Origin of the sequence: Vibrio ulleungensis (genome assembly GCF_016900875.1) — a bacterium.
GTDB lineage: Bacteria > Pseudomonadota > Gammaproteobacteria > Enterobacterales > Vibrionaceae > Vibrio > Vibrio ulleungensis.
Window position 1 is genome coordinate 31,459 of record NZ_JAFEUM010000007.1, and the last position, 24,809, is coordinate 56,267.

Below are 24,809 nucleotides of genomic sequence, written 5' to 3' on the forward strand. Positions count from 1 at the left end.
TTATCCTTAATGAAAGTGATAATGGTTATCAATAGCGTTATTGTATTCATTTGGTTAACAAATGCAATGATCTACAACAATTTTTTTTCAGTTATTTTCGTGCCACAGCGCACTCACTATTCGCTACCAATTGTGCATCACCAATATCGACTCACCGGTCATTTTCTTGTCCCCATACGCTTAGTGATAGCTATAGATACAAAAAAAATAACCCCGCCGTAAAGGCGGGGTTATCGTTAATCAAAGCCCTAAGCACAGGGCTCAATACTATTTATTATTTAACCGTTACGAACTCTGGGTAAGCACCAACACCACAATCGTGCATGTCCATACCTTCTTGCTCTTCGTCACTGGTTACGCGGATACCCATAGTTGCTTTCAAGATACCCCAAACCACTAGGCTTGCACCGAATACCCAAGCAAAGATAACTGCTGCACCCAATAGCTGAGCACCAAATGTTGCGTCGCCATTGCTTAGAGGAACAACCATTAGACCAAAGAAGCCACACACACCGTGTACAGAGATAGCGCCTACTGGATCATCAATCTTGATTTTGTCAAAGCCGATGATTGAGAACACAACTAACGCACCTGCTACTGCACCAATACTTACTGCTGCTAGTGGCGATGGAGATAGTGGGTCTGCCGTGATAGCGACAAGACCAGCCAACGCGCCGTTAAGAATCATAGTTAGGTCAGCTTTGCCCCAAGTCGTCTTACATACTAGTAGCGCAGCGATAGCACCTGCAGCTGCAGCTGCGTTAGTGTTTAGGAAGATTTGACCTACTGCTGTTGCGTTTTCAAAATCAGATACCATTAGCTGAGAGCCGCCGTTAAAGCCGAACCAACCAAACCATAGGATAAATGTACCTAGCGTTGCTAGAGGCATGTTAGAACCTTGAATCGGGTAGATTTCACCGTTCTTACCGTATTTGCCTTTACGAGCACCCAGTAGGATTACACCTGATAGAGCTGCTGCTGCACCCGCCATGTGTACGATACCAGAGCCAGCAAAGTCACTGAAACCTGCTTCTGATAGGAAACCGCCGCCCCAAGTCCAGTACCCTTCAATTGGGTAGATGAATCCTGTTAGAACTACAGTAAACACTAGGAAAGCCCATAGTTTCATACGCTCAGCAACGGCACCAGATACCACTGACATTGCTGTTGCTACGAATACTACTTGGAAGAAGAAGTCTGACTCTAGCGAGTGGTCAGCACCTTCACTTTGCGTGCCAATCAATGCGCCCAAAGAAGGTAAGAAACCGCCTTCTGGGTTGTCAACGTACATGATGTTGTAACCAACAACTAAGAACATCGTACATGCAATAGCATAAAGCGTGATGTTTTTAGTTAAAATTTCAGTGGTGTTTTTAGAGCGAACAAGACCCGCTTCTAACATGGCAAATCCTGCTGCCATCCACATTACCAACGCACCTGAGATTAGAAAGAAAAAAGTATCTAGTGCGTAACGAAGTTCTGTTACTGTTGCTGAAAGTTCCATATCCAATTACCTCAATCCTTAAAGCGCTTCTGTATCAAGTTCACCAGTACGAATACGTACCGCCTGACTCAAGTCATAAACGAAAATTTTACCGTCACCGATTTTTCCGGTGTGTGCGGCTTTAGAAATAGCTTCAACAACACGATCAACATTGTCGGCGTGTGTTGCGATTTCTAGCTTCACTTTAGGAAGGAAGTCGACCTGGTACTCAGCACCACGGTATAGTTCAGTGTGACCTTTCTGACGACCGAAGCCTTTGACTTCAGTAACAGTCATCCCTTCGATACCTGCGTCTGAAAGTGCTTCTCGAACGTCGTCGAGTTTAAATGGTTTAATGATGGCGTTTATCAGTTTCATTGCATCCCCTTTGCCTGATAGTCCTTTAACACTTATCTACTATCCAAGGAGCGTGCCATGTTTTTAAGCTGTTGTTTTTTAAAGGCTTACTTATTTTAATGAAGGGAGCGAGAACGTCGACGCACTAATTCGGTGCATCACATTCACTAAAACAGCGCAGATATTCCATAAATGAGTGCAAAAGGTTGCTATTTTGTAAAAAACGCTCTCCAAGAGTGCAACATTGCCTCGAAATCTTCGATACCACATTCCGCAATGCTTTCGCTTTGGTACAGGTCCATGTCTTGCTCCAGTTCAAATTCTTGCTCTGAAAACAAGTCGTTAGACTGAATAACAACTTCGTTATCCTCGATCGTTAACGTCATCTCTGGCCCACGTTGCTCTATTGTAGTGCCATTGGCTAAATGCGCTTCAATATGGTTCAACAGGGTACTAATTCGAGCGTCATCCGTTCCAAGATCTTCAATCACCCAGCGGGCTATAAATTGATGCTCCATTGAAAATCGAGCGCTATAGCCGCCTTCGATAAGATTTTTGCGAAATTCGTAATCCATAAGGAAACACATGTAGTGGGAGTTGAGCGCATTGTAATCGATGAGTGACGGTTCGGAAAGTTCAGTTCGCCTTTCTCCTCACCTCTCGCTGCACAGCGTCATCGCTACTAGTTCCCTATCCCACAATAAACAAAAAAGGCTAGGGTTTCCCCTAGCCTTTTCATTTCATTCCCAGTTAACCGTTATGCTGGCTCTTGGAAAATCACCGTATCCGCTTTCTCAGTGTACTGTCCCATCAAGTGGAAGTTGAGGTAACGGTAGGTATCAGACGCTGTTGCATCAATTTGGCTCATGTACTCTAGGTACTCTTCGCGATTTGGAATGCGACCTAGAATTGCGCCCACTGAAGCAAGCTCTGCTGAAGAAAGGTACACATTGGCACCCGTACCTAAACGGTTCGGGAAGTTACGCGTAGACGTAGACATCACTGTTGCTTTATCGGCAACACGAGCCTGGTTACCCATACACAGTGAACACCCTGGAGTTTCGATTCGAACACCAGCGCGGCCAAAAATGCCGTAGTAACCTTCTTCAGTCAGTTGGTCTTTATCCATCTTGGTTGGCGGTGCCACCCACAGACGCGTATCCAATTGACCATTGAACTTCTCAAGCAATTTACCTGCTGCGCGGAAGTGACCAATGTTGGTCATACAAGAGCCGATGAATACTTCATCAATCTCTGTACCTTGAACATCAGATAACAAACGAGCATCGTCTGGATCGTTTGGCGCACAAAGGATTGGCTGATCAATCTCAGCAAGATCAATTTCAATCACGTGTGCGTACTCAGCGTCAGCATCGGCTTCCATAAGCTCTGGGTTCGCTAGCCACTCTTGCATCGCAACGACGCGGCGCTCTAGTGTACGGCGATCGCCATAACCTTCAGAAATCATCCACTTAAGCATGGTGATGTTCGAATTTAGGTACTCTTCGATTGACTCTTTAGACAGCTTAACAGTACAACCTGCAGCAGAGCGCTCTGCTGATGCATCAGATAATTCAAACGCTTGCTCAACGGTCAGGTGCTCAACACCTTCAATTTCTAGTACGCGACCAGAGAATTCGTTGATCTTACCAGCTTTTTCAACAGTAAGTAGACCTTGCTTAATACCGTAGTAAGGGATCGCATGCACCAAGTCACGTAGAGTGATACCTGGCTGCATTTCACCTTTAAAGCGCACCAAGATAGACTCTGGCATATCAAGAGGCATAACACCTGTCGCCGCTGCAAACGCCACCAAACCAGAACCGGCAGGGAAAGAAATACCCAACGGGAAACGAGTGTGTGAGTCGCCGCCTGTACCTACAGTATCAGGTAGCAGCATGCGGTTTAGCCATGAGTGGATGACACCATCCCCCGGACGTAGCGAAACGCCACCACGGTTCATGATGAAATCAGGCAATGTATGGTGAGTGTTGACATCAACAGGCTTAGGATATGCTGAGGTATGACAGAACGACTGCATTACTAGATCTGATGAGAACCCAAGACACGCAAGATCTTTCAATTCATCACGAGTCATAGGGCCTGTAGTATCTTGCGAACCAACAGTGGTCATTTTAGGCTCACAGTACGTACCAGGACGAATACCCGTTACGCCACATGCCTTACCGACCATTTTCTGAGCCAGTGAGAAGCCTTTACCTGTATCCGCAACTTCACCAGGAAGACGGAATACTTCTGATGGAGCTAGTCCCAGTGCGGTACGTGCTTTATCAGTAAGACCACGACCGATGATCAGTGGAATACGGCCGCCTGCGCGAACCTCATCAACTAATACGTCAGTTTTTAGGCCAAATTCTGCCAATGTCTCGCCAGTTTCGTGGTTAGTAACTTTACCTTCAAACGGGTACACATCGATGACATCGCCCATGTTTAGGTTGGTCACATCAACTTCGATTGGGAGTGCACCGGCATCTTCCATAGTGTTAAAGAAGATTGGGGCAATCTTGCCACCCAGCACGTAACCACCAGCACGTTTGTTCGGTACATTTGGAATGTCGTCACCCATAAACCAAAGCACTGAGTTAGTCGCAGACTTACGCGATGAACCCGTACCGACAACATCACCCACATACACCAGTTGATGGCCTTTTTCTTTTAAGGCTTCAATCTGTTGAATCGGACCGATTTCACCGGCCTTGTCTGGGTTAATGCCTTCGCGTTCGTTTTTCAGCATCGCTAATGCGTGTACTGGAATATCAGGGCGCGACCATGCATCAGGCGCAGGTGATAGATCATCAGTATTGGTTTCACCCGTCACTTTAAATACGGTTAGAGTTACTTTTTCTTGCAGTTCAGGCTTAGACAGGAACCACTCAGCATCAGCCCAAGACTGTAGGACTGTTTGTGCGTATGAGTTGCCTGCTTTTGCTTTTTCTTCAACATCGTAAAACGCATCAAACATCAGCAATGTATGCGATAGCGCTTTTACTGCAATTGGAGCCAGTGACTCGCTGTCCAAAAGCGAAATCAATGGTTCGATGTTGTAACCACCTTGCATTGTGCCAAGCAGTTCAGCGGCTTTTTCTGGAGATACGATAGGTGAGCTTTCCTCACCTTTAGTGATAGCGGTAAGAAAACCCGCTTTAACATAGGCGGCTTCATCTACGCCTGGTGGAATACGATTTTCGAGCAGATCCAAGATGAAGTCTTCTTCACCTTGAGGTGGTGTTTTTAACAGTTCGACCAGTTGCGAGACCTGCTCAGCATCCAGTGGTTTAGGTACAACACCTTGTTGAGCACGTTCTGCGACGTGTTTGCGGTAGGCTTCAAGCACGACTTCATTCCTCTTTTTGCGGTCTACCCACACTTATGGTGTGCGGTGTAAACATCCTTGGAAAATTGGTCAGCTGGCGGTTTTTATTTTGAATATCTATGTGACAATTCTTAATAATCAACACAGGCTAGCTGCCAAACTGTGGGTGGCGATCATAGCAAATTTAACCAACGATTAAAATCTCATCATTTTGACCAACATAGCAAGTTAAGCCAAAACACGACAAATTGTGGTTTGCTAAAGGGTGAAAAAGACTCAATAAAACAGAGATATTACATACAATCGCCCATTCTTTGTTAGTGAGTCAACGAATTCTAAAACGAGTTTCCGACAATAAAATACACCGAACTCATTGAACTTTCAGCAAGTCCATAGGCCAGTATGATGGGTCCAAGTGGTGAATCGATTCCCATAAAGACAGAGCCCGCAACAAACAGCGGCGCTTCATCTATTTGAGTTCTAGGATCAGACCAAACTCCACCATACTCGATGGAGCCACCAAGATACACTGGTGACTTAAATAGTCCAAAGTCGTTATCCATTAGTTTGTAACGATATACAATATCGCTAAACAGCTTGTTGCGGCCAAAGTTACTGTTACGGGGCGTACCCGACAGGTTGAGAAACCCACCAATCGAATAAGGGTTTGAAGGTATCGCAGCCTGACTGGCATCTATGTAAGCGATTTCGGCTCTCGCCGACAAAGTGTGCTTACCGAAGCTTTTCGCGCCTGCCCACTCCCCAAGGTACTCGTAGACCACTTCATCACTGCCGCTAACTTCCCTCGTTTCACCAACGTAGTCATCAACAACCGCATACTCTAGATTTAGGTACCACCCTTTGGTAGGTAATGAGTAGCTGTCTAAGGTATCAAACACATACCGAACAAATATGGACTTGGTTTCAAAATCCACTTCGTCAACAGAGTTGGTAATGCTGTAGGCTGCATCGCCTTTGGTATATCGTAGGCCAACGCTCAAGTCCGCCCAAAGCTCAGGCTGAAACCCAGCAGAAACCTCGGTTTTGAATTTGGTGTAGGTAACTGGCAGATAATCTTCAATTTGGCTTAAATCTTCAATATCTCCGAGCGTAAACAGACGGCGGCGTTCTTCCTCGGTGTACTGAACCAACAGGTTGCCAAATATGGCTTGGTTGTCGAGTAACGGCGAATAGAAATCGAAACCAAGTGATTTATCGGTACCGATATCACCCGCCAAAAGTAACTCGCCCCCTAAATCATTGAGCCCTGTAAAATTCACAGCGACACCTAAACCATATTGGCTGTTTGAATTAAAATCTTCTTCCACGAAAAAGCGGAAATCTAAATAGTTGGGACCCCACTCTTTTTCAGTGACATCAATGACCAATGTGCCATCATCTTTTTCACCCTCGAAGCGATAAGTCACTTTTTCAAAGCGATCTAATGCGTAAAGCCTATCGATACTGCTTTCCAGCTCTTCAATCGACAAAGCATTGCCAGTTTCAATATCCAAACGATGCTTGAGTAAGGGCTCGTTATAGTTACTGTTGTTTTCAAGACTTATGTTTTCGACTACGACATCTTCGCCAAAAATCAGACGACTCTTCCCGGCTTCTATCACTTGTCGGTGTGCTGCATACTCTTCTTTAGACACACGATAGCGAAGCAAGCGTGCTTTCTGTTCGTAAGCAGCAATATAGCCTTGACGATAGGCGACGGGCATTTGCGAAAAGTCGGTGGTTCCTATGCCTTGAATAGCGGGTTTGAGGTAGGTGTCTTGCTCTGTCATTTTCGAGCGTTGATCTTCGGTTGTTCGACGAACCAAATAATTGGACAATTGGCCACCTACAGAAAAGTAACTATTGAGATTTTCTTCTTTTAGGTAGTCAGAACTGATGTCGACCGCTATTACAATATCCGCGCCTAACGAGCGGGCCACGTCTACGGGCATATTGTTGGTTACACCACCATCGACTAGCAACCTTCCATCGAGTTTGTAGGGAGGCAAAGCTCCGGGAACCGACATGCTGGCCATCATCGCATCAACGAGGTAGCCATCTTTAATGACGACCTGTCTCAGTTTCACGATATCGGTTGCCACCGCTCGATATTTGATTGGGAACTCGTCAAAGCTGTTAACAGGAAGCGGGTTCTTAGATGTTTGCCTAAGAATCTGCAACATCCCTTGTCCTTGAACCACACCTTTTGGAGACTTGGTTCCCGATAAACTCACCCCAAGATCAGTGTTGATCTGGTAGTAATCTTGATACTCTTTTTCACGGCGGCGTCTGTCACTGCGTTCTATTTGATCTTGGTAACCGAGGTTCCAATTTACAGTGTCGAGGTAGTACTCGATTTCATCGGCGGTTTGTCCTGTAGAATACAACCCACCAACATACGCACCCATTGAGGTACCTGTGATGATATGAACAGGGATCTGCATTTCTTCTAACGCTTTGAGCACGCCGATATGAGCGGCCCCTTTTGCCCCGCCACCGGCCAAGACCACACCGATGGTTTTTCCGCTGCCTTCGTCAGCACGCAATACCGCTGAGTACGCTAAAGTTGTGCTGAGTACAATGTAAAGCAACGCTTTGATCATTCTGTTAAATCCTTATAACAAGCAACGTATTTAAGTTAGCATAAGATTGTCGTCAGCGTTACCAATCCACCAGCTTTTGCAGCATTGATTTGTCACAAACTTTTTTAAATACACCATTAGGATCCCACACAGGCGTTTTGACGCTAGAGCCACATTGCCACTTCACTGATCCTGAGTCATTCCATTGATAGCCCAAGGTAATTAGATTTTGCGGCCAAGAGAGCTGTAGAGTCTTGGGTGAGCGTTGTTCGATATAGGACTTGTATATTGGTAGTGCACCTGACGACCCAGTTAGAGAGGTTTTACCATTATCGTCACGGCCAACCCAAATGGTGGTAACTTCTCGACCATCAGCACCAACAAACCAGCTATCTCGTCCATCATTGGTCGTCCCTGTTTTGCCGGCTAAGCCGTACTTTGAATATCCACTCAGCGAACGTGCGGTGCCCTCATTGACTGTTTTCTTTAACACATAAGTCGTTAGCCATGCAGCTTGCTCTGGAACTTGTTGTTTGGCTCGTGGCAACGATTTATAAAGTACTTCACCTTCTTCATCCATAACCACTCGTAAAGACGACAGCGGAGACCTGCGCCCTGAGTTTGTTATGGTTTGATACATTTGAGTCACCTCATAGGGAGTCAAACTAAAGGCGCCCAAAAACATTGATGGAACGGGACGAATTTCTTGGCTATCGACCCCAAGCTCAATCAGGGTTTGGGTGACCTCTTTAATCCCAACTTTCATTCCTATTTTAACCGTGGGTACATTCAACGAATGGGTCAAACCTTGGTACATAGGTACCGCGCCACGAAACTCTCTATCATAGTTTCTGGGCTCCCACACTGTACCGTTGCTTCCCTTTAAGCTCACTGGTGAATCAATGATCGGTGTGATCAGTTGGTAACGATTGGGGCTTTTCCAAGCCGTCAAATAGACCGCAGGTTTCGCCAACGAGCCGATTGGCCGACTGGCATTAAGTGCTCGGTTATAGCCTTCGTATCCGGTGCGTTTACCACCAACCATTGCGCGCACTTCACCTGTAATCCTATCAACCGCAACGCCCGCAGCCTCTAGGTCCGCGCCACTGCGCTTCTCTAGATTAGGGATCGTTTCAGTGATTGCTGAAACCAAACTGTTTTGCGACACAGGATCTAAACTAGTAAAGAGCCTTAGACCAACAAACTCGTGGTAGTTTTCACCCACTTTTTGTTTAAGTTCTTGTTTTAGAAGCTCGAAGTAAGCGGGTTGTCGCGGAGCGATTCGGGGGTTCGCTTGTAAATCGATATCGCGACTAACCGCGACTTGATACTGGTTCCCCGTTAAATACCCTTGCTCCATCATCAAACGTAAGATGAGGTCGCGACGCTGTTTCACTCGTTCCGGGTGACGAAGAGGATTGTAGTACGACGGTCCTTTGACCATGCCGACAAGTAGAGCTTGCTGATCGATTCGCAGTTCTTGTAATGGCGCACCAAAATAGTATCGAGCTGCTAACCCAAACCCATGGATGGCTTGTCTTCCCGATTGTCCTAAATACACTTCGTTAAGATAGCCTTCAAGGATCCTATCTTTGTCGTAAAGGTAATCAATCATGACTGCGATGTACGCTTCTCGTACTTTACGCCATAAGGTTCGTTCACTGCTCAAAAACAGGTTTTTACTTAACTGCTGAGTTAATGTACTGCCGCCCTGAACAGCTCTTCCCGCTTTAACGTTCACTGCAAATGCTCGTAAAATAGCGGTAGGGGAAACGCCGTCATGCTGATAAAAGTCCCTGTCTTCTGTCGTTAAAAGAGCATCAATCAAAAACTCTGGTGTTTCTTCTCGGGGTACGAACAATCGGTGCTGCTCAACATTTTTTTCGAGCATCCCTAACATCTTAGGTTCCAGTTTTAGAAAACCGAGCTCCGCCTGACGCTCCATCGAATAGATTCTTGACAACCCACCTCCAGAAAAGTGCACCATCACATGACGATCGGGCTCTGGTCCGTCTTCAAACTCAAAGGGTCTTCGGATCAATTCAACCTTGCTGCTGCTCGCTGCGTACTCACCAGGAAAACGTGGGTATTCAACTTTGCGATAGTTTAACGCATCCAACTCAGTTCTTAACTCTTTGTTGGACATCTGCATACCCGGGCTCAAGGTTAATACTCGCGCATAAACAATGGTCGGTAAGTCAAATAACTGTCCTTCAAAGCGCCGCTCAACCAAAGAGTAAAGGTACAAACCGACGAGCAATAAAACCGCCGCCGCGACCAAGCCTAACTTCCAGGTTAATCCCCACAGTATTTTACCCCAGCCACGTCGTTTCGAGTTGTTTTTGGATACTCTACGTGAGGTCGCAGTTTTCTTGCCTGCCGGCGCTTTATTCGCAGTTGTACGCTTTGCTGGAGTCCGTTTTGTAGGCTGCTTTTTACTCATCGATTTAATTGCCGTTTTGTTTTAGTTGTTGCTTGATGATGTTGGGGTTCGTCGGGCCAAACATGTTTTGGGTATCGTCCACGCATCTCTTTTTTCACTTCGTTGTATGCACCTCGCCAAAATCCTGCAAGATCTTGTGTTACTTGCAATGGACGTTGCGCGGGTGACAATAGCTCCAAAGTCACTTTGATTCGACCATGAGCAATACTTGGCGAGTCACATTCACCAAACATTTCCTGCATTTTCACCGCTAAAAATGGTGACTTACCGAACTGATACGTCAGCCGCTTTCGAGAGCCTGCGGCAGTCGTTAAGTGGGTGGGCAGCTGTTTATTTAGCAACTGCATATTTTCCCAGCCTAAGTAGGCTTGCAGTAGTTCGCTAACCGATAATGAACGAAGCTGCTTTGCATTCACAATGTTAGCCAAATATGGGGCAAGCCACAGATCGACGGACTGAAGTAGTGAGCTTGGTTCAAAATCTGGCCAAGTATGTTCATCAAGCCATTGTGCAGCGCAGCGCGCTCGCTCAATAAGCTGCAAGTCTTGCTCTGTAGGCGCCAACACCTTTAGGCCTTTACTTGCCACATACTGCAATAAGGCTTGCTCAATATCCTGTCGGTCAGGTGAGGTATTTGCACGTCGCGACACCACCAGCTTCCCCCAGCATAATTGGGTTTCGGCTAGCAATTGCCCACGTTCATCACTCCACTTCGCCAGTGATTTCTTCTCGAAATGGTCAGCTCTCAAAGTCTGCAATAAATCAATATCTACACCCATTGCAGCGGTTATGGTACTGGCTGATTGCGTTGCGGTGATCAGGTCTGCACACACCAAATATGCTTGTTGCGCCAGCTTCTCATCGGAGCGCATCTGAGCGCCGTGGCCGTTCGCCAATTGATAGTTTTGCCATTGATTATTGGTTGAACCGCTACGGGCTTTGGCTACGCGGTCAGGAAAGGCAAAGCTTAAAGCAATGCCTAAATAGGCAGGATCTGGCTCCCCATTTAAAGTGCAGCGCAGCAGCCCACTGAGCTGCTGAATTCGTTTGCCCATTAACGCCTGTTTAGGGTGACGGTTCGCCGCGAGAAGTGAAACCCATGATTGGATATCGACACCTTGCTTTACGGGTTCATCGAGTAAGGCGGCCAACCAAATCGCACCGTGCAGCAGTTTTTGTCCCACTTGGTCATGGTGTGGATTTTTGGCAACCTGCTGAGCAGATAACAGCATCGATGCTATCCGAGGTGATGAGCCAAATTGATGGGCAGTCGCGAGCAGCTCAGTAGGCTTGTGTGCGCCATCTAGCAAACCTAATTCTTTAAGCAGCGCTGTAGCATGCGCCCAATGAGTAGCCAGTGGCGGTGTTAACCAAGCTAAGTCACAGAGTTCGTTTGCCCCCCACACTTTCATTTCTAACGCCAACGCCGATAAATCGCTACGCAGGATTTCCGGTACAGCATTACTCGCCATCTGGTTAAACTGAGTTTCACTGTATAAACGAATGCACTGGCCAGGCCCTAGTCGTCCGGCGCGACCCGCACGCTGAATGGCCGACGATTGATTGGTCCACTTTTCCTCGAGCTTAGTGATCCCCGTGTTGAGATTAAAACTGGCTTCACGCTCGAGTCCACTATCAATAACCAGGGTGACGCCTTCAATCGTTAGAGAGGTCTCTGCCACATTGGTGGTTAACACTATCTTGGTCTTTACATTGCCATCGGCTTTAATTGCCTGTTGCTGCTGCGAGAAAGGAAGGCGACCATGCAATCGACATACGGAGACGTCCGTTGGCGCAGATAAATCGTGAGAGAGTTCGCTGAATACACGCTCTATAGCCGACACGCTGGGTAGAAAGACTAAAATGACACCTTGATGTTGGGTATAAACTCTTTGAATGGTCTGGATAACATGAGGCAGCCAATAGCGGCTTTGCGGTACTGGAGCGTACTGCAACTCAACGGGATAACTCTTCCCCTGACTTTGTAGGAACGTCGCTTCCGGCATAAGAGTGGTAAAGCTCTGTTCATCTAACGTGGCTGACATTACCAATAAGGCTAAGTCATCCCTTAACGCGGCTTGAATTTCTAAGCAAAATGCTAGCGCCGTATCTGCGTGTATGCTGCGTTCATGAAACTCATCCAAGATCACCATCCCGATACCAGAAAGCTCTGGATCACTTTGGATCATGCGGGTCAAAATAGCCTCGGTGACTACTTCAATGACGGTATCGGCAGAGACTTTAGTCTCACCACGAACTCGATACCCGACGCGCTGCCCTATAGGCTCGCCGAGTTGCTTGGCAAGAAAGAGCGCAATGTTTTTTGCTGCGAGTCTTCGCGGCTCTAACAACACGATTTTCCCGACAACGGCCCCACGCTCCAACAGCGCTTTCGGTAAATAGGTGGATTTACCAGCGCCTGTGGGGGCTTTTAACAGAACCTGATTAGATTGCCTCAATGCTTCAAGCAGATCAGGCAATACCTCAGCCACAGGAGGGGTGTTAGCAAGCGGCGTTGGGGAGTTTGACATAAAGAAAACGACTAAACGGTGTTGAATAGCGAGATAGTGTACCTTAGTCTCCCCTATTCGTCTTTGCTTAGCCACGTCTTTAAAGGATCTTAAACATGGAGTTTCACCCACCACTTCAATCCGCCACTTTAATCAAACGCTATAAGCGTTTTTTAGCCGACGTGACGTTAGACGATGGAACCATCACGACGATACACTGCGCCAATACAGGGGCAATGACGGGCTGCGCAGAGCCTGGTGATACCGTGTGGTACTCCACCTCACACAATCCGAAGCGCAAGTACCCATGCAGTTGGGAACTCACCGAAACCGCTAAGGGCGATCGTATCTGTGTGAACACTGCCCGAGCCAATCAGTTAGTGATTGAAGCCATCACCCAACAAACCATACCAGAGCTCACAGGCTACGAAACGCTACGAGCAGAGGTGAAATATGGACAAGAAAACAGCCGGATTGACATTCTGTTACAAAATGACGGTCGACCAGATTGCTACATTGAAGTTAAGAGCGTGACCCTATTAAGCGAGAATGGGCAAGGCTTCTTTCCCGACACGCAGACCGTTCGTGGTCAAAAACATTTGCGGGAGCTCACAGAAATGGCACAACAAGGCGCCAGAGCGGTGCTTTTTTATTCAGTGCAACATTCTGGCATTGAAAACGTCTCTCCTGCACACCATATTGACCCTACATATTCAACGTTGTTAAAGCAGGCTATAGCAGCTGGTGTCGAAGTAATTTGTTACCAAGCCACACTTACTCATAAGTCGTTAAAATTGGACAATCCGATTCAATTCACACTTTGAATAAATGGTTATCCGAAACTACAACTCCCCTCACAGAGAGTGGAATTAGAGAAAAAGAGTGTTTGCCACTCCATTCGGTTTTTGCTATAGATACCCGCCTTAAAAATTAACTGTCCGACAGTTGGTTTGGTGTATTTTAGGAGATGCGGTATGCCAGAAAAGAAAAAAGCGCTAGGAATTCTAGCCATTGCAGGGGTTGAGCCGTACCAAGAAAAAGCTGGTGAAGAGTACATGTCACCAGAGCAAATGGCTCATTTCACTAAGATTTTAGAAGCTTGGCGCGACCAGTTGCGCGAAGAAGTAGAACGCACCGTTGTGCACATGCAAGACGAAGCAGCAAACTTCCCAGATCCGGTTGACCGTGCTTCGCAAGAAGAAGAGTTCAGTCTTGAACTACGCAACCGCGATCGCGAGCGTCGTTTGATTAAGAAGATTGAAAAAACACTCAACAAAATCGTAGAAGATGACTTTGGCTTCTGTGACTCTTGTGGTGTAGAAATCGGTATTCGTCGTCTAGAAGCTCACCCTACAGCTGATCTATGTATCGACTGTAAAACATTAGCAGAGCTAAAAGAAAAGCAGATGCAAGGCTAAGTTCTACACGCCTAAATCTTAAAAGGGAGCGAAAGCTCCCTTTTTGCTTTTTCATCACTGGTTACACTTACCTATCTTCTCGGTTAGTACACATAGAATATGCACAACGTCATTGGTCGATTTGCCCCTTCTCCTTCAGGGCCGCTCCATTTTGGTTCTCTTGTTGCCGCTTTAGGCAGTTACTTTCACGCCCGCTCACAAAACGGGCAGTGGTTGGTGCGAATCGAAGATCTAGACCCACCGCGCGAAATGCCTGGTGCCGACACGATTATTTTAAATGCGTTAGAAGCCTATGGCTTACATTGGGATCAACAAGTTTTATATCAAAGCCAGCGCTTAGAAGACTATCAAGCTCAAATTGACGCATGGCTTGAGCGTGGCGAAGCTTACTATTGCCAGTGTACTCGTAAACAAATCAAGCAATCAGGTGGGTTCTACCTTGGAACGTGTCGTACGCTAGGGTTACCTGAAAAAGAGTGTTCTGTTCGAATCAATGTAGACTCGATCATTGACCATTTTAACGACCTCCGACATGGAAAGATTTCCATACCTGCCCCCCTTGCTAAAGAAGACTTTATCATCAAGCGAAGAGATGGCTTGTTTGCGTATAACTTGGCGGTAGTACTTGACGATATTTACCAAGGGGTAACGCAAGTTGTTCGAGGGGCTGACCTTATAGAACCAACAGGACGCCAAATTCATCTGTATAGCGTTTTGGGGCAGAGGGTACCCGACTACTTACATTTACCACTCGCGATGCTACCAACGGGTGGAAAACTCTCTAAGCAGAATCATGCTCCAGCCATTTCAACCTCAGATGTCGTTCCAACATTGTGCTCTGCAATGCAGTTTTTGGGTTTTTCGCTGCCCAAGGACGTACAACAGAGCAGTACGGACGAAATCGTCGCCTGGGGAGTGTCACAATGGCGCATTTCGCAACTGCCAGACGAGATAGAAGTCATAACTCCATTCTCAATTGGCTCAAGCTAAGCTATCATTAGCGCAAATTAATCTTTGGTAAGTAACTTCAACGAATTAGCTTATCAAAATGTTCACCGACAAGTAGCTACGGGTAATGAATACACAAACTCAGTCACCAAATAAGAACGCACCTTTGATCGCCACTCATGTTCCTAGAGATCAACACCCTATATCTCGCGACATGATCAGTGACAACGCACTTAAGGTTCTCTACCGTCTGCACAAAGCTGGTTACAATGCGTACCTAGTCGGTGGCGGCGTGCGAGACTTGCTACTTGGCCAAAGTCCAAAAGATTTTGACATCGCCACCAACGCTACGCCAGAGCAGATTAAATCTCTATTTAGAAACTGCCGCCTCATCGGTCGCCGTTTTCGCTTAGCGCACATTATGTTTGGTCGCGATATCATTGAAGTTGCTACCTTTCGCGGTCACCATGAAGAAGGTGAGAAAGAGACAGGCAAGCAAATTTCAGCGCAGAATCAAGAAGGTATGCTGCTTCGCGATAACGTTTATGGCAGCATCGACGAAGATGCTCAGCGCCGTGATTTCACCATCAATGCGATGTATTACAACATTGCAGATTTCTCCATCGAAGATTTTGCCAATGGTATTGAAGATCTCAAGCTAGGCATGGTGCGATTGATTGGTGATCCTGAGGTTCGCTATCGTGAAGATCCTGTTCGCATGCTGCGCGCCATTCGATTCGCCTCAAAACTTGATTTTGATATCAGCTTTGAAACTGCCGATCCCATTAACACTATGGCGCCGCTGCTGCAAAGCATTCCATCTGCACGCCTCTATGAGGAATCCCTTAAACTGTTGCAGTCTGGGCACGGATTAGATACGTACGATTTGCTGCGTGAATTTAGCCTTTTTGAACAGCTATTCCCGATCATCGCAGAGCAATTTACCGAGGAAGAAGAGTCGAATACCGAACGTATGATCGAATTGGTTTTGGAATCGACCGATGCACGCATTGCAGAAGGTAAGCGCATCAATCCAGCATTTATGTTTGCGGCTATGCTCTGGTACCCACTTGAAGCCTACGCTTATCGTTTGATGGCTAAGCGTGACATGAGTTATTACGACGCTATTTTATCAGCCAGTAATCATATTTTGGACGAACAAGTTCGCTCAACGGCAATACCGCGTCGTCATACTGCAACCATACGCGAAATTTGGCAGCTGCAACTTCGCTTGCCTCGCCGTCAAGGAAAGCGCGCTTTCAGACTACTTGAACTGAACAAGTTTAGAGCTGGATTTGACTTCCTCGAAATGCGTGGCGAAATTGAAGGTGGAGAAACCGAAGAGCTCGCTAACTGGTGGGACACCTTCCAGCAGGCTGGGCGCGATATGCGCCAAGCGATGTCAAACGATGTTGATGGTGCCAAAAAACCGCGCCGCCGCAGTAAGAAAAAGCGCAAGCCAAAGGCTGATTAATGAGCATTGTATACATTGCGATTGGTAGTAACTTAGGGGATTCAATCGCGACGGCTAAGCTTGCGATTGAAGCACTTAGAGCCTTACCCCACTCACAGTTTATAGGCTGCTCATCGCTCTACTCTAGTTCACCTATGGGGCCGCAAGAACAACCCGATTACGTCAACGCCGTGGCCAAAATCGACACGCAACTTTTACCGCTAGAGCTGTTGGATTTGACCCAAAAAATCGAACTCGAACAAGGGCGAGTACGCAAAGATGAACGTTGGGGCCCAAGAACTCTAGATTTAGATTTGTTGCTGTTTGGCGACCAAGTGATTAATACAGAGCGTTTAACCATTCCGCATTACGGAATGAAAACCAGAGAATTTGTTTTGTATCCTTTAATGGAAATAGAACCTCAATTGCAGCTGCCCGATGGCACTGCTATTGCGTCACTCATTACACACATTGATAAAAATGGACTGGAGATCTTAGCCAACGCATAACCCATGCGCGTGCCAATGCTCCACAGATAGGTAACACAATGAAAAAAGTCACCACTTCAACCTTAATGAAATGGAAACAAGAAGGGAAAAAATTCGCTTCTTCAACAGCTTACGACGCCAGCTTTGCTCAGTTATTTGAGCAGCAAGAAATGCCTGTTCTGCTGGTAGGCGATTCATTAGGTATGGTGCTGCAAGGCAAGCCCGATACTCTCCCCGTGACCGTAGACGATGTTGCCTACCATACTCGCTGCGTACGTGCGGGCAGTCCAAACTCTCTATTGATGGCTGATATGCCCTTTATGAGCTACCCCACTCCCGAAAAGGCGTGCGAAAGTGCTGCTGCGTTAATGCAAGCGGGTGCCAATATGGTGAAGCTAGAAGGTGGCGCGTGGCTTGTTGAAACTGTAAAAATGCTGACAGAGCGAGCTGTACCTGTGTGTGCTCACCTAGGCTTAACACCGCAGTCTGTAAACATTTTTGGTGGTTTTAAAGTACAAGGCCGCGATCAAGAACAAGCAGAGCAAATGGTTAAAGATGCGCTGGCGTTGCAACACGCTGGTGCGCAAATCGTATTGCTAGAATGTGTTCCAATGGCTCTCGCAGAGCGCATTACCAATGCCCTTACCGTTCCTGTTATCGGCATCGGTGCGGGTAACGTCACTGACGGTCAAATTTTGGTGATGCACGATATGTTTGGCATCGCCGCAAACTACATGCCTAAATTCTCGAAGAATTTCCTAGCTGAATCTGGGGATATGCGTCAAGCCGTTTCACAATATATTACCGATGTTGAATCAGGTGTTTTCCCTGGACCTGACCACACTATTGCTTAGCAATAAGTGCATAGTTTGAAAGTACCTAGCAAGAAAGTACTTAGACACCGTAATGAAATAAGGAAACTCGCATGAAAACATTTAACGATGTGCAGTCAATACGTGCGCGTATCAACATGCTAAAACAGCAGGGCAACAGCGTTGCCTTTGTCCCGACGATGGGCAACCTGCACGATGGGCACTTATCTCTCGTTAGCCTAGCCAAACAACGCGCTGATGTTGTGGTGGTGAGTATTTTCGTCAACCCGATGCAGTTTGAAAATGCCAGTGATCTAGACAACTATCCAAGAACTCTAGAACAAGATTTGGCAAAGCTTACCAGCGCAGGCGTTGATATTGTGTTTACTCCTACACCAGAAATCATGTACCCAAATGGACTGGATCAACAAACCTTCGTTGAAGTCCCTGGGTTATCGCATATTTTGGAGGGTGAGTCTCGTCCAGGTCATTTTCGTGGCGTGGCAACAATCGTGGCCAAGCTATTCAATATCGTAAAGCCCGACATAGCGTGTTTTGGTGAGAAAGACTTCCAACAATTGGCGATTATTCGTCAAATGGTCAACGATCTTGCTTTGGATATCCAAGTACTGGGCGTCCCGACCATGCGTGAAAACGATGGCTTAGCAATGAGTTCTCGCAATAATAGGCTTACCGAGCAACAGCGTATTCTTGCACCTAAAGTCGCGCTAGTGATGAACGAAGTTGCAAATCGCATAGCCAACGACAGAAATAGCGTGGCTGACGCTTTAGAACTTGCGCGCCAAGCGTTAGTGAATACTGGCATGCAGCCTGATGAGTTGTTTGTTGTTGATGCAGACCGACTGATAGAGATTGATGCTCAGTCTAAGCGAGCAGTAGTGCTTATGGCGGCGTTTCTAGGCGATGTTCGCTTGATTGACAATGTGGTGGTTGAATTAGACTAGTCAACCTTTTCCAAAGACCTCAAGTAAAAAGACCAACACGTTGTGTTGGTCTTTTTTGATTTGGTCACGTTAGCTTCTAATTCCTCGCCCACTGGTAATTAAATAGTGGGCGACGGCATAAAGAATAACAACAAAAACCGATAATACACCGAAAGATGTGGCAATTGAGACATCAGAAATGCCTAAGAAGCCGTATCGAAATGCATTAACCATATATACGATAGGATTGATCTTAGACACCCCCTGCCAAAACTCCGGCAACAGGCTGATGGAGTAGAACACCCCCCCTAAGTACGTCATTGGCGTAAGTACAAACGTGGGGATGATTGAAATGTCGTCAAAGGACCCCGCGAATACCGCGTTGATCAAACCGCCAAGCGAAAAGACAATTGAGGTCAATAAAACCGTTGCGACAATAATGCCCCAGTGTTGGACCTGCAAATCAACAAAGAACAGCGACACAATCGTTACAATGATGCCTACCAGTATTCCTCGCGTCACACCCCCCATGACATAACCCAAAATGATCACATAGTTAGGGACCGGAGCGACCAGCAGCTCTTCGATATTTTTTTGAAATTTTGCACTATAAAAAGAAGAGGCAACATTAGAATAAGAGTTGGTGATCACCGACATCATAATGAGGCCAGGAACAATAAACTCCATGTAACTAAAGCCTTCCATGGTGCCAATACGCGAACCAATCAAACTGCCAAATATCACAAAGTACAATGTCATAGTGATGGCTGGCGGAACCAGAGTTTGCACCCAAATGCGCATAAAGCGGTGAATTTCTTTGCCAAGTAAACTCTTAAAGGCCGTCCAGTAGATGCTATACATTATGCTGTCTCCCTGTTTTTTTCGCCTTCACGAACAATGGTGACAAACAACTCTTCCAGTCGGTTGGCCTTATTGCGCATCGACATCACTTCAATTCCTTGCTCGGTCAATTGTGAAAACAGATGGTTGAGACTTTGTGTTTTCTCGATTTCTATTTCAAGTTGTCCATTGTGATGACTGACGACTTTAATTCCATCCAGTTTTGGTGTGGCTGCATCTAGCGCTAGATCCAATAGAAATGTTTCTACATGCAACTTGCTCAATAGAGACTTCATACTGGTATTTTCAATCAACTCACCTTTATTGATGATCCCAATATTTCGACAAAGCATTTCTGCTTCTTCTAAGTAATGCGTCGTCAAAATGATGGTGACACCCTGCTCATTAATCTCTTTTAGAAAATCCCACATAGAGCGGCGAAGTTCGATATCAACACCAGCAGTCGGCTCGTCCAATATTAACAGCTCAGGCTCATGGACTAGCGCACGAGCGATCATTAGGCGTCGTTTCATGCCGCCGGATAATGCGCGTGCTTGATCGTGACGCTTTTCCCAAAGATCCAGTTTCGATAGATATTTTTGAGTGCGTTGTTTGGCGACATCGCGGGGTACGCCGTAGTAACCGGCTTGCTGCAAAACGATCTGCTCGACGGTTTCAAACATACTAAAGTTAAATTCCTGAGGAACCAGTCCCAGTTTTTGCTTTGCGTGCTCTAAGTGGGTATCGATATCAAAATCAAACACTTTTACGCTGCCTTCACTTTTATTGACCAGTGAAGATATGATGCCAATGGTGGTCGATTTACCTGCGCCATTTGGCCCTAAAAGCGCATAGAAGTCGCCTTTATTGACAGTAAGGCTTATTCCTTTAAGTGCCTCAAAGCCGCCCGCGTAAGTTTTACGTAGGCCCTGAATCTCCAGTGCGTGCATGATTCGATTCCTTAATACAGACAATGCACCTTATGTTGTAGCGGCATAGTCGTTTTTCAAGTCAATAACTTAAAAGTCACTGACTTGATTTAGCTATTGCTGATTGTCGTTACTGCTTACACGGACAACACGTCTGCTTTATTGCTCGCTTGTTCACGTTGATCTGCAGATTTTTGTACTTGCTTTACCGCATGCTTTAATGCTTCATAACGAAAGCCAAACAGATTCTCTTGTGAAAGAAGATCGATAACATGGAGTTTTTCCAACTGCTCCTTGGTCTGCTGGTTCGGGCAGAGTAAAAACACCTCACAGTTGGTTTCATAGGCATCCTTAATGGCGTTTTCTATGGCCAGGCCAACGGTTACATCAATCATTGGAACGTCGGTTAGATCGATGATCATCGACTCATATTCAGCGATATGGTTGTGCTGCCTAGAAATGGCTTTGGACACACTGAAAATCATTGGCCCTGATAAGTATAGGAACAGTACTTTGCCATTGGCTTTATCCAACAACGCTCGCTCACTATCGCTTAGGGGAACATCATCATCGTCCGCGTCACTAATGGATTTCACATGCTGCTCTTGAACCCGACTTAAGCGCTCGATAATGATGATGTTGGAAATAAAGACTCCCAAGCCAACAGCGACAATCAAATCCACAAATACGGTCAGCAGCATTACACCGTACATAACTGCCATGCCCGGAAGGCTTACCTTGTGCGCACGCTGGATAAAGCTCCAATCCAGAATATTGAATCCTACGTACATGGCAATACCCGCTAACACGGCCATGGGGATGGGCTCGGTGAGGCCTCCGGCTACAAGGACCACCAGCGCGAGTACCAATGCGCGCATAATCCCCGATAAGGGTGAGCGCGCGCCAACTTGAATATTGGTTACTGTCCCCATGGTCGCACCGGCACCAGGAAGCGCACCAAATAGGCCCGCGAGCATGTTTGCAATGCCCTGCCCAACCAACTCCTTATCAGAGTTGTGTTCCTTTCGCGTTAGAGAGTCTGCAATAACTGCGGTAAGCAAGGTATCGATACAGCCAAGTGTTCCCAGAACCAAAGCATCTATGACCATTTCAACCACAATATCAGCACTAAAGGTTGGCATAATGATCGAGGGTAATCCAGCAGGTATCTCTCCGATACGACGAATGGATCCGTCATTAAACAAGATCACCGAGATCAATGTCACCACCACCAGCGCAACCAGTTGGGCAGGAACATACTTTTTGTATTTCTCTGGTAAGAAGAACAAAATCCCTAGCGTTGCTAGCCCCAACAGCAACTCTTTGAAATCCAGAGCAGCGATGGTTTCAGGCAGCGCTTTAAGCGTACCAATTACACCACCAGAGGGGGCTTCATGACCCAGCAATGGGGACAATTGCAATATGATAAGAATGACACCAATACCGGACATGAACCCTGAAATCACGCTATAGGGCATGAGCGTGACATACTTACCGAGTTTGAGTGCACCTAGTAACACCTGAAATGCCCCTGCCATGATCACCACAGTGAAGGTCATCGCTAGGCCACTTTCTGGGTATTTCGCCATCATGCTGGTTAGTACAGCCGTCATGATCACCGTCATAGGGCCGGTTGGTTCAGAGATTAGGGTGTTTGACCCACCAAACAGTGCGGCAAACAGGCCGACCATGATCGCTCCCCATAAGCCTGCCTCGGCGCCTGCACCAGATGCCACACCAAATGCCAAAGCTAAGGGTAATGAAATGATCGCAGTGGTGACACCACCGAAGAGATCACCACGAAGGTGGATATTTTTAAAACGTTGATCCATCAAACTACTGTCCATGTACTTCTGTCTTGAAAGGTAAACGCTGCGATATTACCAACTTTTTAGCACGATGTTGATGGAGAGTTAAATAATAATTGGTCACCCGACCAGTTTCTTCTATCGATGCTCCGATGAGTATAATCCCTTATAAGAACTAGTGATTTTTGGTAAGCAATCGTTTAGCATCAAGCTATTGTTCATGTGAGTATCCACTATGCCAAAGCTAAAACAACTGATTGAAAACAATGCCAAATGGTCAGAATCGATTAAGAAAGAAGATCCTGCGTTTTTTGAGCAGCTTGAAAAAGGCCAAAATCCAGACTTTTTGTGGATTGGTTGCTCGGACAGCCGTGTACCAGCGGAGCGCCTAACAGGCCTTTACTCTGGCGATCTGTTTGTACACCGAAATGTGGCCAACCAAGTAATCCATACCGACCTAAACTGTTTGTCTGTGGTTCAATACGCGGTAGATGTATTGCAAGTTAAGCACATTATTGTCTGTGGGCACTATGGTTGCGGCGGTGTTCAAGCCGCTATTGATAACCCAAATCTTGGGTTAATCAATAACTGGATATTGCATATTCGCGACCTTTTCTTGAAATACAAAGATTGGCTCACTCAGTATCCAGAGCAAGAGTGGGCAAACAAACTGTGCGAAATCAATGTCGCCGAGCAGGTCTACAATCTAGGCAACTCGACCATTTTACGCAGCGCATGGGAGCGCAAGCAAAAGGTTGAAGTGCACGGCATGATTTACGGAATCGGAAATGGGAAGTTGCGTGACATTGGCATAAACGCATCCAGCCACACCGCACTTGAAGCTGCGTACCAAAAGTCTCTAAAGCTAATATTAGCGGACAAGCTTCAAGACTAAAAAAAGGGACGCAAACGCGTCCCTCTATGTTTTTTAACCTCTGGAGAGAGGCTCTACGCTCTGCAACTTAATCCAGAGGTACCACTTTACCGATGTATGGAAGGTTGCGATATTTCTGAGCGTAATCGATGCCAACACCGACAACAAACTCATCTGGGATTTCAAACCCAATCCAAGCCACATCCACTGGCACTTCGCGGCGTGATGGTTTGTCGAGTAACGTCGCTATCTTGATTGATTTTGGTTCACGAATAGAAAGAATCTCACACACTTTACTGAGTGTATTACCGGTATCGATAATATCCTCAACAAGCAGGACATCTTTTCCTTTAATATCATCGTCGAGATCTTTGAGGATACGAACGTCACGAGAGCTTTCCATGGTGTTCCCATAGCTCGACGCAGTCATAAAATCGACACTGTGATTTACCTTCAACTGACGAGAGAGGTCTGCCATGAACACGTATGAACCGCGCAGCAAGCCCACAATGACTAGGTCGTCACTTCCGCTATAGTGCTCGCTAATAGATTGCCCTAATTGATTAATACGCTCTGTAACGTCCTGTTCAGAGATCATTACCTCTACTGTATGCTTCATTTGTCTCTCATCTTTTTGGGTGACGTGACCTTATGTTGGCCATAGAAAGTGTAACTATAGCCGACCAAATATCACTACGTATAGAAAACTCAATTATTCTAGCACTAGCGATTGCATAATGAGGCAAACTTTCTTAACAAAATTGAGCAAGACTATTTGACAGACAAATATGCATCAATACACTTATTAAGGCACTATACAAAATAAACTATTGATAATAATAAACTTGTTTTAGCAAACACTAATAAAGATAAAACATCATGTTGCTAATCAAGTCATACCGTTGGCAGGTAACACTATGAATTCTATCGAGGTCAAAGCAAAACGCACTCGATTGACACCTCATAAGAGAAAGCAAGATCTCCTTGAGCAGTCAATGCGCGTGTTTGCGATGCAGGGCATTGGTCGTTGTGGCCATACAGAAATTGCACAAGCGGCAGGGGTTTCAGTCGCCACTGTCTTTAATTACTTCCAAAGTCGAGAAGATCTTCTCGATCAGGTGCTGCAACAAGTCGTTCAGCGCTTTGAGCACTTCATTGTCGATTCCATTGATGAGCGAGCGACGGCACGCAAAAACATTGATCGCATCTCAAATGGCATTCTCAAACTGGTCAAGAACGAACAATACTGGCTGCATGTCTGGTTTGAGTGGAGCGCATCCGCACGTCACGATTTAGGACCACTGTTTGTGTCGTCGAATAACGCTGTTTCTCAACACTTAGAGAACATGTTTGAACGCGCTATGGCTCGTGGTGAAGTCTGTGACCAACACCAAGCTAGCGACCTGGTGAATATGTTGTATGCACTGGTCTACATGTTATTTACACAAGCCAACCGAAACCTGAGCCAACGCGAGTTAAAGCGGATGCGAAGCAGTGTGTTTGATATGCTTTGTATCTATCAGCATGCGCCAAACGCGTCGCGGTTTGTCCGATTCTAGTACCGCTTTAGGGACATTTTAGAGCGC

Annotated in this window: 20 protein-coding genes; 9 read left to right on the plus strand and 11 right to left on the minus strand. The window is 46.3% G+C overall.

From position 1 onward, the window contains the following. Positions 1-274: 274 nt before the first annotated feature. The 7 genes from JQC93_RS15605 to hrpB form a co-directional block, all read right to left on the minus strand. On the minus strand, positions 275-1,504 hold the full coding sequence (locus tag JQC93_RS15605; RefSeq protein WP_205159342.1) for an ammonium transporter: 1,230 nt from the start codon (positions 1,502-1,504) through the stop codon (positions 275-277). Between the two features lie 18 nt (positions 1,505-1,522). Beyond that, complete coding sequence (gene glnK, locus JQC93_RS15610; RefSeq protein ID WP_084888256.1) at positions 1,523-1,861, minus strand: P-II family nitrogen regulator; 339 nt, start codon at positions 1,859-1,861, stop codon at positions 1,523-1,525. A 188-nt stretch (positions 1,862-2,049) separates the two neighbouring features. Further along, complete coding sequence (locus JQC93_RS15615) at positions 2,050-2,415, minus strand: YacL family protein (RefSeq protein ID WP_205159343.1); 366 nt, start codon at positions 2,413-2,415, stop codon at positions 2,050-2,052. 182 nt (positions 2,416-2,597) lie between these two features. After that, on the minus strand, positions 2,598-5,195 hold the full coding sequence (gene acnB, locus JQC93_RS15620; protein WP_205159344.1) for a bifunctional aconitate hydratase 2/2-methylisocitrate dehydratase: 2,598 nt from the start codon (positions 5,193-5,195) through the stop codon (positions 2,598-2,600). Positions 5,196-5,509: 314 nt separating this feature from the next. Next, on the minus strand, positions 5,510-7,777 hold the full coding sequence (locus JQC93_RS15625) for a patatin-like phospholipase family protein (RefSeq protein ID WP_205159345.1): 2,268 nt from the start codon (positions 7,775-7,777) through the stop codon (positions 5,510-5,512). Positions 7,778-7,835: 58 nt separating this feature from the next. Further along, a complete protein-coding gene (gene mrcB / locus JQC93_RS15630; RefSeq protein WP_205159346.1) occupies positions 7,836-10,199 on the minus strand; it encodes a penicillin-binding protein 1B in 2,364 nt (787 codons plus the stop codon). Then, positions 10,196-12,730, minus strand: coding sequence for an ATP-dependent helicase HrpB (hrpB, locus tag JQC93_RS15635; protein WP_236009609.1), 2,535 nt, complete (start codon positions 12,728-12,730; stop codon positions 10,196-10,198). The genes mrcB and hrpB overlap by 4 nt, the downstream gene beginning before the upstream one ends. A 95-nt stretch (positions 12,731-12,825) precedes the next feature. Here hrpB and sfsA point away from each other — a divergent pair, with 95 nt between their 5' ends. From sfsA to panC, 7 genes are all read left to right on the plus strand, one after another. Then, positions 12,826-13,533, plus strand: coding sequence for a DNA/RNA nuclease SfsA (gene sfsA, locus JQC93_RS15640; protein ID WP_205159347.1), 708 nt, complete (start codon positions 12,826-12,828; stop codon positions 13,531-13,533). 150 nt (positions 13,534-13,683) lie between these two features. Continuing rightward, on the plus strand, positions 13,684-14,127 hold the full coding sequence (gene dksA, locus JQC93_RS15645; RefSeq protein WP_205159348.1) for an RNA polymerase-binding protein DksA: 444 nt from the start codon (positions 13,684-13,686) through the stop codon (positions 14,125-14,127). Positions 14,128-14,226: 99 nt separating this feature from the next. Then, positions 14,227-15,117, plus strand: coding sequence for a tRNA glutamyl-Q(34) synthetase GluQRS (gene gluQRS, locus JQC93_RS15650; protein ID WP_205159349.1), 891 nt, complete (start codon positions 14,227-14,229; stop codon positions 15,115-15,117). An 85-nt stretch (positions 15,118-15,202) separates the two neighbouring features. Beyond that, positions 15,203-16,549: a polynucleotide adenylyltransferase PcnB gene (pcnB, locus tag JQC93_RS15655; RefSeq protein WP_205159350.1), complete on the plus strand. Its 1,347-nt coding sequence runs from the start codon at positions 15,203-15,205 to the stop codon at positions 16,547-16,549. Continuing rightward, the gene (gene folK, locus JQC93_RS15660; protein WP_205159351.1) at positions 16,549-17,037 is read left to right on the plus strand and encodes a 2-amino-4-hydroxy-6-hydroxymethyldihydropteridine diphosphokinase; all 489 of its coding nucleotides are present in this window, start codon (positions 16,549-16,551) and stop codon (positions 17,035-17,037) included. The genes pcnB and folK overlap by 1 nt, the downstream gene beginning before the upstream one ends. A gap of 38 nt (positions 17,038-17,075) precedes the next feature. Continuing rightward, positions 17,076-17,870: a 3-methyl-2-oxobutanoate hydroxymethyltransferase gene (panB, locus tag JQC93_RS15665; RefSeq protein WP_205159352.1), complete on the plus strand. Its 795-nt coding sequence runs from the start codon at positions 17,076-17,078 to the stop codon at positions 17,868-17,870. Positions 17,871-17,941: 71 nt separating this feature from the next. Further along, the gene (panC, locus tag JQC93_RS15670; RefSeq protein WP_205159353.1) at positions 17,942-18,793 is read left to right on the plus strand and encodes a pantoate--beta-alanine ligase; all 852 of its coding nucleotides are present in this window, start codon (positions 17,942-17,944) and stop codon (positions 18,791-18,793) included. A 69-nt stretch (positions 18,794-18,862) separates the two neighbouring features. Here panC and JQC93_RS15675 read toward each other — a convergent pair whose 3' ends face one another. The 3 genes from JQC93_RS15675 to JQC93_RS15685 form a co-directional block, all read right to left on the minus strand. Further along, positions 18,863-19,633, minus strand: coding sequence for an ABC transporter permease (locus tag JQC93_RS15675; RefSeq protein WP_205159354.1), 771 nt, complete (start codon positions 19,631-19,633; stop codon positions 18,863-18,865). Next, entirely contained in the window at positions 19,633-20,562 is a 930-nt protein-coding gene (locus JQC93_RS15680) for an ABC transporter ATP-binding protein (protein ID WP_205159355.1), read from the minus strand. The genes JQC93_RS15675 and JQC93_RS15680 overlap by 1 nt, the downstream gene beginning before the upstream one ends. Before the next feature lie 116 nt (positions 20,563-20,678). Then, positions 20,679-22,373, minus strand: a complete 1,695-nt coding sequence (locus JQC93_RS15685; RefSeq protein ID WP_408068613.1) for a SulP family inorganic anion transporter — start codon at positions 22,371-22,373, stop codon at positions 20,679-20,681. A 211-nt stretch (positions 22,374-22,584) separates the two neighbouring features. Between JQC93_RS15685 and can the strand changes: the two genes are divergently transcribed. After that, the gene (gene can / locus JQC93_RS15690; protein ID WP_205159356.1) at positions 22,585-23,244 is read left to right on the plus strand and encodes a carbonate dehydratase; all 660 of its coding nucleotides are present in this window, start codon (positions 22,585-22,587) and stop codon (positions 23,242-23,244) included. Positions 23,245-23,311: 67 nt separating this feature from the next. Here can and hpt read toward each other — a convergent pair whose 3' ends face one another. Beyond that, positions 23,312-23,842: a hypoxanthine phosphoribosyltransferase gene (gene hpt, locus JQC93_RS15695; RefSeq protein ID WP_205159357.1), complete on the minus strand. Its 531-nt coding sequence runs from the start codon at positions 23,840-23,842 to the stop codon at positions 23,312-23,314. Positions 23,843-24,140: 298 nt separating this feature from the next. Between hpt and JQC93_RS15700 the strand changes: the two genes are divergently transcribed. Continuing rightward, a complete protein-coding gene (locus JQC93_RS15700) occupies positions 24,141-24,782 on the plus strand; it encodes a TetR/AcrR family transcriptional regulator (protein ID WP_205159358.1) in 642 nt (213 codons plus the stop codon). Positions 24,783-24,809: the final 27 nt, after the last annotated feature.